The 7,828-nt window shown below is 55.1% G+C and carries 7 protein-coding genes and 1 pseudogene; 5 read left to right on the top strand and 3 right to left on the bottom strand.

The genetic code is table 11. The annotated features are described in order from the left end of the window. Nucleotides 1–165: transposase (locus QD461_RS36140; RefSeq protein WP_414091590.1), on the bottom strand; the 165-nt coding region annotated here is incomplete at its 3' end. A 756-nt stretch (nt 166–921) separates the two neighbouring features. Between QD461_RS36140 and QD461_RS36145 the strand changes: the two genes are divergently transcribed. The 4 genes from QD461_RS36145 to QD461_RS36160 all read left to right on the top strand — a co-directional run bounded on the left by QD461_RS36145 (nt 922) and on the right by QD461_RS36160 (nt 4,582). Next, nucleotides 922–1,107, top strand: a complete 186-nt coding sequence (locus QD461_RS36145) for a hypothetical protein (protein ID WP_172831088.1) — start codon at nt 922–924, stop codon at nt 1,105–1,107. Between the two features lie 418 nt (nt 1,108–1,525). Next, the gene (locus QD461_RS36150) at nt 1,526–2,638 is read left to right on the top strand and encodes a pyridoxal phosphate-dependent aminotransferase (RefSeq protein ID WP_004120061.1); all 1,113 of its coding nucleotides are present in this window, start codon (nt 1,526–1,528) and stop codon (nt 2,636–2,638) included. A gap of 212 nt (nt 2,639–2,850) precedes the next feature. Beyond that, entirely contained in the window at nt 2,851–3,879 is a 1,029-nt protein-coding gene (locus QD461_RS36155) for an LLM class flavin-dependent oxidoreductase (RefSeq protein WP_004120058.1), read from the top strand. Nucleotides 3,880–4,171: 292 nt separating this feature from the next. Continuing rightward, on the top strand, nt 4,172–4,582 hold the full coding sequence (locus QD461_RS36160) for a DUF4168 domain-containing protein (RefSeq protein ID WP_028755370.1): 411 nt from the start codon (nt 4,172–4,174) through the stop codon (nt 4,580–4,582). A 547-nt stretch (nt 4,583–5,129) separates the two neighbouring features. Here the strand turns inward: QD461_RS36160 and QD461_RS36165 are convergent. Further along, nucleotides 5,130–6,104 carry a LysR family transcriptional regulator gene (locus QD461_RS36165; RefSeq protein ID WP_004120053.1) on the bottom strand — a complete coding sequence of 325 codons (975 nt, stop codon included), beginning with the start codon at nt 6,102–6,104 and terminating at the stop codon, nt 5,130–5,132. A gap of 495 nt (nt 6,105–6,599) precedes the next feature. Here QD461_RS36165 and QD461_RS36170 point away from each other — a divergent pair. Beyond that, nucleotides 6,600–6,813: pseudogene (locus tag QD461_RS36170) on the top strand (hypothetical protein). A gap of 133 nt (nt 6,814–6,946) precedes the next feature. Here the strand turns inward: QD461_RS36170 and QD461_RS36175 are convergent. Next, entirely contained in the window at nt 6,947–7,819 is an 873-nt protein-coding gene (locus QD461_RS36175) for a sterol desaturase family protein (RefSeq protein WP_414091591.1), read from the bottom strand. Between the last annotated feature and the right edge of the window lie 9 nt (nt 7,820–7,828).

A 7,828-nucleotide genomic window follows, 5' to 3' on the forward strand; every position in this document is an offset into this window, starting at 1 on the left:
CAGGGCATTCACCACCTCTCGCAAATCCGTGGTCCGCGGGCGGCCCAAGCGGCGCGGCATTGGCAGGAAAGGCTGAACCAGACCCCATTCCCGATCCGTCATATCGCTTGCGTAGCGTGCCGTTCGCCGGGCATATTGCCGACGGGTGATTTTGGTCCAGGCCATCGTGTTCTCCATCGAATCTCGCAAATCCGAAGGAATCATAACCTGCTGAAATCACCCACCTCTTTTTGAGGCAGCCTCTAAGCATTTGCGGCTACGTCTCTATCCGAAGGAAAGGCGGATCAGGAGCTGCAGCTGGAGGCAACATGCTTCTCGACGCTGGGAGGTTGCTCGCAGCGGCGCTTGCATCAAAATATGTCATTTGCCCGCGAGCCAGGCTCGCATTAAGCCCGCGCTATAGTCCCGCAGCTTCCTCGAACACCCAGTCCCGCCGGTCGGTCTTCTCGCCAATGCCGGCGAGGGTGCCGACAGCACGAGCGGAGCCGGCGATCGCCGCCAAATTCGACGATAACCTAATCCTCCAATGAAAATCGCGAGATAGTGCCCGCATCAGACTCAAGGGAGAGCCTGTACTTCCGATCGCGTTGGAATGACGGCCTGAACATCGCCTGCAGCAAATCGTGCCGAGACGATGATTAGGACATTGCAATGTCGATGCGGCGGTGAGTCGAGGAGCCCGCGAGAGCCATGGCCGGCAGTCTATTGCGCTGCCACGAGCGACGCCGCCGCGGGCACGAACCGACGACACCTGCCCTGGTCGATTTTCACCGCTGTGATGCGAAGCTTGCCGCAACCATCCGACATTTGGATGAGTCCTATTAAATCAATCGATTATCCCGATGGGCCGATCAAGCGTAAATAGGCGGTGAAGTGCTCCACCGACGGTGGGGTCGGCGATGCTAATCAGTGGTGGTTCACATGACGATAAGCCTCCTCGGCAGGGATGTCGACGATGTCCCCATTGATCCCACTGGCGACGGCCGGCTCATCAGTGGCGAAGGTATTGGGCAGATCAGAATACCCAATCCGCCGACGGACGGTATCGATCTCGCTCGCATGGTCGTGTTTGAGGTCTCGATCCAGTCCGTAGCTCTCGGCTTGTAATTTCATGCTCCAGGAGGCCCTCATGAAGATTTCCGTGGTGATCGTCCAAGCGAGCTGCACGTTTCTGCCGGTCTCGACGCGGTCGGTCGCGATTGCGATCCCGTCAGCTGCCTTCGGAGTTTTGCCGAGACTACCACTTTAGGGGATGGGCCGGGTGAGAGCCGCATTCGAAAACGGCGGGGGCAAGCTGGCGGCATTGGCCGCCAAATCACATCGTGAGAGGCGGCTGGTCCAAAGGCGCCGCTCTAATTTCAAAGGCTTGAGCAAATTGCGGTTTTAGAGGGTTAGCGTTGCGTGGCGATCTGCGGACAGGATGATCGTTGCTGCCGTCGTCGAAGCGGAACGAAGATACATGGGCTTCAGCTAGGACTGCCGATCACATGCTAGCGGGTTCGACTAACTGATACGGAGAAAAGATATGTCTGATGCAAAACTGCAAAGTGTGCTTTCGGCTCTTTCGCAGACGGTGAGACAGCTCGACGCTATTCCGGCTAAACAGCCGGGTCCTGAAGCCAATTGCGTTAAGCTGGACACGAATGAGAATCCATTTCCGTTGCCAATGCTGGTGATGCGAAGCGCGATTGCCGCCCTCAAACGGCATTACCTTTATCCGGAGGATGATAATCGCTGCTTGCGGGAAGCGGCCGCCAATGCGTATGGCCTCTCCCGCGATCAGGTGATCGCCGGCAATGGATCGTCTGAACTGCTGGGGCTAATCTACAGGGCTTTCCTTGCTCCGGGTGATAGCGTGGCGATGATGTCGCCAGGTTTTTCGTTCAACCGCAAACTAGCCTTGTTGCAGGGTGCTCAATTTCTCGAAATCGAATGGAGCAAAGCTTATTCGTTGCCGATAGAGCAATTGCTTCTCGGTCCCGCAAAAGAGGCAAAGTTCATCCTGCTGGCCAATCCGAATAACCCGAGCGGAACCTTTGTTCCAATAGCCGAGATCGACAGGCTCGCTGCGCAATCCGACCGTTTGATAGTGTTGGATGAGGCGTATGTCGATTTTGCGCCCGACGATGCTCTACGACTTATCAATCGCCATTCGAACCTGCTGGTCTTAAGAACATTTTCTAAAAGCTACGCCGCCGCCGGTATTCGCATTGGTTTCGGCTTCGGTCATCCTGAACTTATCGGAAGGCTGCGTAACAGCCAAAATCTCTTCAATATGAATCTTATTGCCCACGCGGTCGGCACCAGCATCCTCTCGCACCGCGCCGCCTACGCCGAGAACCACAAACATATCAAAGATGAAAGACACCGAACCACGGCCGCACTCTCTAAACTCGGATTTTCGGTGACCCCGTCTCATGCAAATTTCTTGCTTGCTCGCGCACCACCTGGGCAAAACGGCACGTGGTGGCAAGCATCGTTGAGAAGACGAAAGATACTTGTTGCCGTCTTTCCCGATGACGGCCTGGAAAATCATATTCGCGTAAGCGTCGGTTCAAAAACCCAAATGGATGCATTCCTATCAGCCGCCGCTGACATTTCTAAAAGCCTGAAGATGCAGCCGGTCACGCACGGCTAATCTTTGTTTTTGCCGACACCACAGAAACAGCCAAGTCGATTTGGCCGGGATACCCAGATCTCCGCACCAAATGAGGTCGACACAACCGGTGTCGGCGATTGCACTGACCCTGGTGCCTTTTGATGCCTCGTCGTGGAGAACCACGGCCGGAGCATAGACCGCCTCTTCATCGCTTGAATCGACATCTTTCATCTAACATTGGAGACAATCGAATGGGAAATGCCATTCCTTCTAATCTGACCTTCGGCATCTTCGATCATCTGGACGACAACGGCTGCGACATAGCCCAGCAGTACTCAGATCGCCTGAGGTTAGCCGAGGCGTGCGACGGCCTTGGTTTTTACGCTTATCACCTTGCTGAGCACCACTGTACTCCACATGGGAGAGGGCCATCGCCAAATCTGTTTTTATCGAGCGTCGCGCAGCGTACGCGTTGGATTCGTATCGGGCCACTTGTCATGCTGCTGCCCCTTTATCACCCGCTGCGTGCTTTTGAAGAAATCTGTATGCTGGACCAATTGAGCGGCGGCAGAGTTGAGGTCGGGATTGGACGCGGTTCTCTCCCGATCGAATTAAGTTATTTCGGGATGTGTGCGGACGCGGCACCAGGCTGCTATGCGGAAGCCAGTGAAATTCTTCTTAATGCGATGAGAGGCGGCACGTTGTCCCATAAGGGCCAGCATTTTGAGCTGAGCAACATACCTTTGACACTAAAACCTCATCAAAGCCCGCATCCACCGATGTGGATTGCCACAGGTAGACCCGAATCGGCCCGCTGGGCCGCTGCGAACGGCGCAAACATCGCGTGCCTGGGACCGTCCTCTTCTGTCCGCAAAATTACTGACGCCTTCCGCGCCCATCGAAAAGAGAACACGGGCGAAGATGATCAATCCTCGTTTCGTGGCTTGCTTCGCATGATCGTGATTGGGCGTTCTGACCGCGAAGCCTGGGTGCTCGCAGCGCCGGCTTACGAACACTGGCTCGCCAGCTTTGAATTCCTTTACGAGCTAAATGACCTGCAGACTCCACCAAACCTGCCGCTGACTTTCGACGAGGCGGTTGAGAACGAGTTATGCATCGCAGGGTCGGCGGCGTCGGTGAGACAAACATTACTTAGCCAGGTAGAAGAGGCAGGCGCCAACTATCTTCTGTGTCAACTTGCATTTGGGACCCTGCCGCTGGATGCTTCCCTTTACACAGCAGCCACTATTCAATCCGAATTTATGGCTCGTCTTAACTGATGCGCCATAATTTGGAGCCCCAACAACTTTTCCTGCGCCGTGCTGGCCGTCCAGTTGGATGCTAAACGTCAAGCTCCTCGCCGTCGCATCCGGTTCATATGCTCCTGATGATGGCAAAGTTCTCGGCAGCGCCCCGTTCATGGTATCATGATCGCCTCGCTATCGTCCTATGGCAAGCATTGAAGGCCACATTGTCGCCGAATCCTCGTCGACCGAAGCCGGCTATATCACCGCTTTTGGCTTTACGCTGGGAAAGAAGCCTTGTCCCCCGCACTATATGAGAGGAATTAAAATGATCGATCGTTACATCTCTGCCGCATCGTTGACCGCTGCAGTTTTGGGCTTGATGTTTCTCAGCAATCCTGCAGCGGCGCAAGAGACGCAACCCGCCCAAGGGCAACCAGATGGCAATGGTGCGGCTGCGGCCATCAGTGACCAGAAGATCGAAGCTTTTGCCGTCGCCTATCTCCAGGTGGACAAGATTAGGCAGGAGTACGCGGCCAAGATCAAGGCGGCGCCGGATGAGACAGCGAAGCAAGAGCTACGGAGCGAGGCAAGAAAACAGATGATACAGGCCGTTCAGACCTCTCCCAATATTTCAGTGGACGAATACAACGAAATTCTGGCCGCTGCACAGAAGGATCCTGTTCTCGTGAAGAAACTTGACGACAAACTGCAGAAATCCGCGCCCGCAAAGCAGTGAGCAACCCCACGATCACCGATCAATTTGATCACCCGCCATCGCCGCGCCGAGTCCTACAATCTTGGCACGGCGTTGACCGGGGGTTCTTCATGACCATGTCCGCGACATTGATCCAACTGGGCAGTGAGCACGTCGACAAGATACCCTGCGGCAATTGTCCGGCAGCCCAGCAGTCACATACGAGCGATGGACGCAATCATCTACTCTTCGGCGGGGCGCGTGCATTATCCGGATCTGCCGATGGCTCAAAGTGCCACTTTCCAACAAGATCACCCAAGTGGCCCTCACGGCGTAGTCGCATCTCCGACATCGTTGAGCGGCAGACAGACCGGCAAAACGTGAGGTCATGGATGAGCGATGTTCGCGATCGGCTACCCTAAACTAGCGTCCCCGGTGTTAAGCTAATCCCACTATCGTCAAAGCGGTCGGCGAGCGGGCGCGGGAACGTATAAGCTTGCCGGCAGCATTAACGCGCGGCGTATAGCGCGGCGCCCGAAACGGCGCTATGGCAGCCATATAATAGTCATGGCCCGATGAAGTTTTCGGATCACATGTGCGCAGGACAACATTCGTGCTGGTTTGAGTTGCTGAGCGGCGCGGTCGTGGCAATCGGCGAAACCATGCGGGACGCCTCCTCAAACAGCATTTCGCGCATCCAGACGCTTCCCGGATCACTATTGTGAAGTTCATGCCATTGAACGGCTTCGGTGAACGGAAGGTGTCGTGGCAGCGGAAGCTCGACGATGCGCAGCGGCATTGTTCTTGCGAAGTGCTGCGCCAGCCGTAAGGGCATGGTTCCTATGCGCTCATTGCCCGAAACCATGGACGGAATCATACTGAAGCCATGTACGACGACGTCGATCCGTCTCTCGCGACCGTGCTCGAGGAGGCACGAATCCTCGAGTCCCGGCCTCCGCGTATAGAATTTGGCCACAACGTGCCCCATCGACATGTATCTCTCGAACGTAAACGGCTCTTCCAGTTGCTTGTTCGAGGTGCAGCCTACGCACACGTGGACATCATCGAACAGTCTCGCTTGGGGATGGGCGTTTGATAAGAATATTTCCGGCAGAATGAAAAAATCAACGTCGCCGCGCCGAAGAAGGTCTTCATTATCATCGCCGGGGGGAAGAAATTCGAAGCTGACGCCGGGAGCTTCTCGCGCGACACGCTCCGCAATCCTTTCGAAAAACACGAGTGTAACGTAATCGGAAAGCACAATTTTGAAGCGGCGATCCGACCTAGCCGGGTCAAACGGCTCCCTCGAAATAATGGAGAGCTGAATCTGCAGCAGAGCCTCGCGCACCGCCGGCGCGATACCTTCAGCCCGCCGGGTGGGGATAAATTCGCGGCCGGCCATCGTAAACAGCTCATCTTGGAAATAGGTGCGCAACCGTGCGACCGCCGCGCTCATGGCTGGCTGGCTCAGGTTGATACTGCGCGCCGCCGCCGTCAGATTGCGTTCGCTCATCAGGGCGTCGAGCGCGACTAGGAGATTTAGGTCAAGCCCATTGAACCGCATAACTTATCTATCCACAGCGTGTATGTACGCCCTACAAACCTATCAGTACTCCTCATTAGTAATACAAATTGACGTTTTCACAGCGCAAAGACGCTCTGTGAAAACTTTCTTCGCAAATCGCATAGTGGGCGGAAAATTGAATATCGCGCAGTCCGACAGCGGGCCCATTTGGTGGGAAAGAAAGAGCGATCCGCACAGCATCCTGGTGAACTTCAGCGAGTGAACGGCAGGCCTTTTGTCATCGCTATATCGGTAGTCGATCTGTTCGGAGGGCAATCCCCTTCGGCGCCCGGAAAGACCTTTCCATGCGTAACAATGGTTTCACGTCCTCTGCGAATTTCTATTGGCGTGATATTTGCCAGAGATCAATTCGGTTCATCCCAGCGGTCGAGCGCCTTCTGACCCGGATCCCGATTGAGCGGGAGTTTATGATGCGGCGAAGAGGCTCAATACTAATTTGAAGGAACGTTTCAAAACACGCAGACGGCACTTGCCGTGCTCTGGATTGTTGCCGCGCGGCTATTCACTGAACATGGCACTGTGAAACTATTTGGCTTCCCCTCAGGCGGCGAGGCACCGGCAGGACAGTTGGTTTTCGCCAATGCTGCCCGCAGGCGGCGGCGATGGCTTAATCCTGTTTTGCTTCGTCGTCCTGTATCTGGTCTTGGCCGGGCCGGGGAGCTTTGATGCTAAGATGAAACGGATCTGAGCCGACCCTCGTGCTCAACTTGCCGGATAGGATCATCACCAAACGGTGGGCCGCAGCCTTGCAGATCTTCTCGCTAAGCAGCCTCCTGATCAAGGCCGCCACCAAGTTTAGATCAGACCCAACTCTTTGAACTTCAAGCTGCGGAACTGATATCCGAACGAACAGGTCCATCTCTTTCCGCCGCGTTCAATCCGCCAGCCTCAACTCCCCGCATACCATTTCCGACCTTGGTTCTGATCCAACGTCGCTTATCAAACGGAAACATAAAATAGTCACGTACGGTGAGTGGTTCGGACTGATCTCGGAGACCAACTTGCGGCCACTCGTCCTTTTTCGGCCAATATGCCGTGCGGAAAATCGTGTCCCATACCGTCGTAAAGAACCCATAGTTTCGATGCCGATGATGCGGTTCCATCGAGTGGTGAATGCGGTGGAATTTGTTGTCGCCGATAATGTATCGGAGCGGCCCAAGGTTGACTCGTGTGCTAGAGTGAGAAAGGTGGGCCTGAAAGGTAATTAGGGTCATGGCAACGACGGGCACGACGCCTGATTCGAAGTTAACCAGCGTAAGTGGTAGCGTGACAAACAATGCGTATACAAATGGCTCGGTAAAATGATGATTGCAATTCCAGGCCGTCAGTTCACGAATTGAGTGATGAGTGGCATGCAGGCGCCAAAGGAACGGAACGGCGTGTTGGGCGCGATGCATCCAATAATAGAAGAAGTCACCGGCTATCGCGACGAGCACACCTGAAAGGACGGCGAGCCCCGTGTTGATGAGCGGATTGCTAGAGTGAAGCAAGGCACCAAAATTGACCGTTAGATGGTGTAACGGGCGGATCCCAGCCAGGCGAGTTTGAAGGCTTGGTGGTCGTCCCTCACAATGATGGTGTCGCGGAGTCAGGAGTGGCCTGCTCCATAGCATCACGGAGAGACGACCATGAAGCAGTATGCCGGAATCGATGTCTCGTTGGAATACTCGAGTGTGTGCGTGGTGGATGCGGATGGCCGCATC

The organism is Rhizobium sp. BR 314 (assembly GCF_047445805.1).
GTDB lineage: Bacteria > Pseudomonadota > Alphaproteobacteria > Rhizobiales > Rhizobiaceae > Rhizobium > Rhizobium lusitanum_B.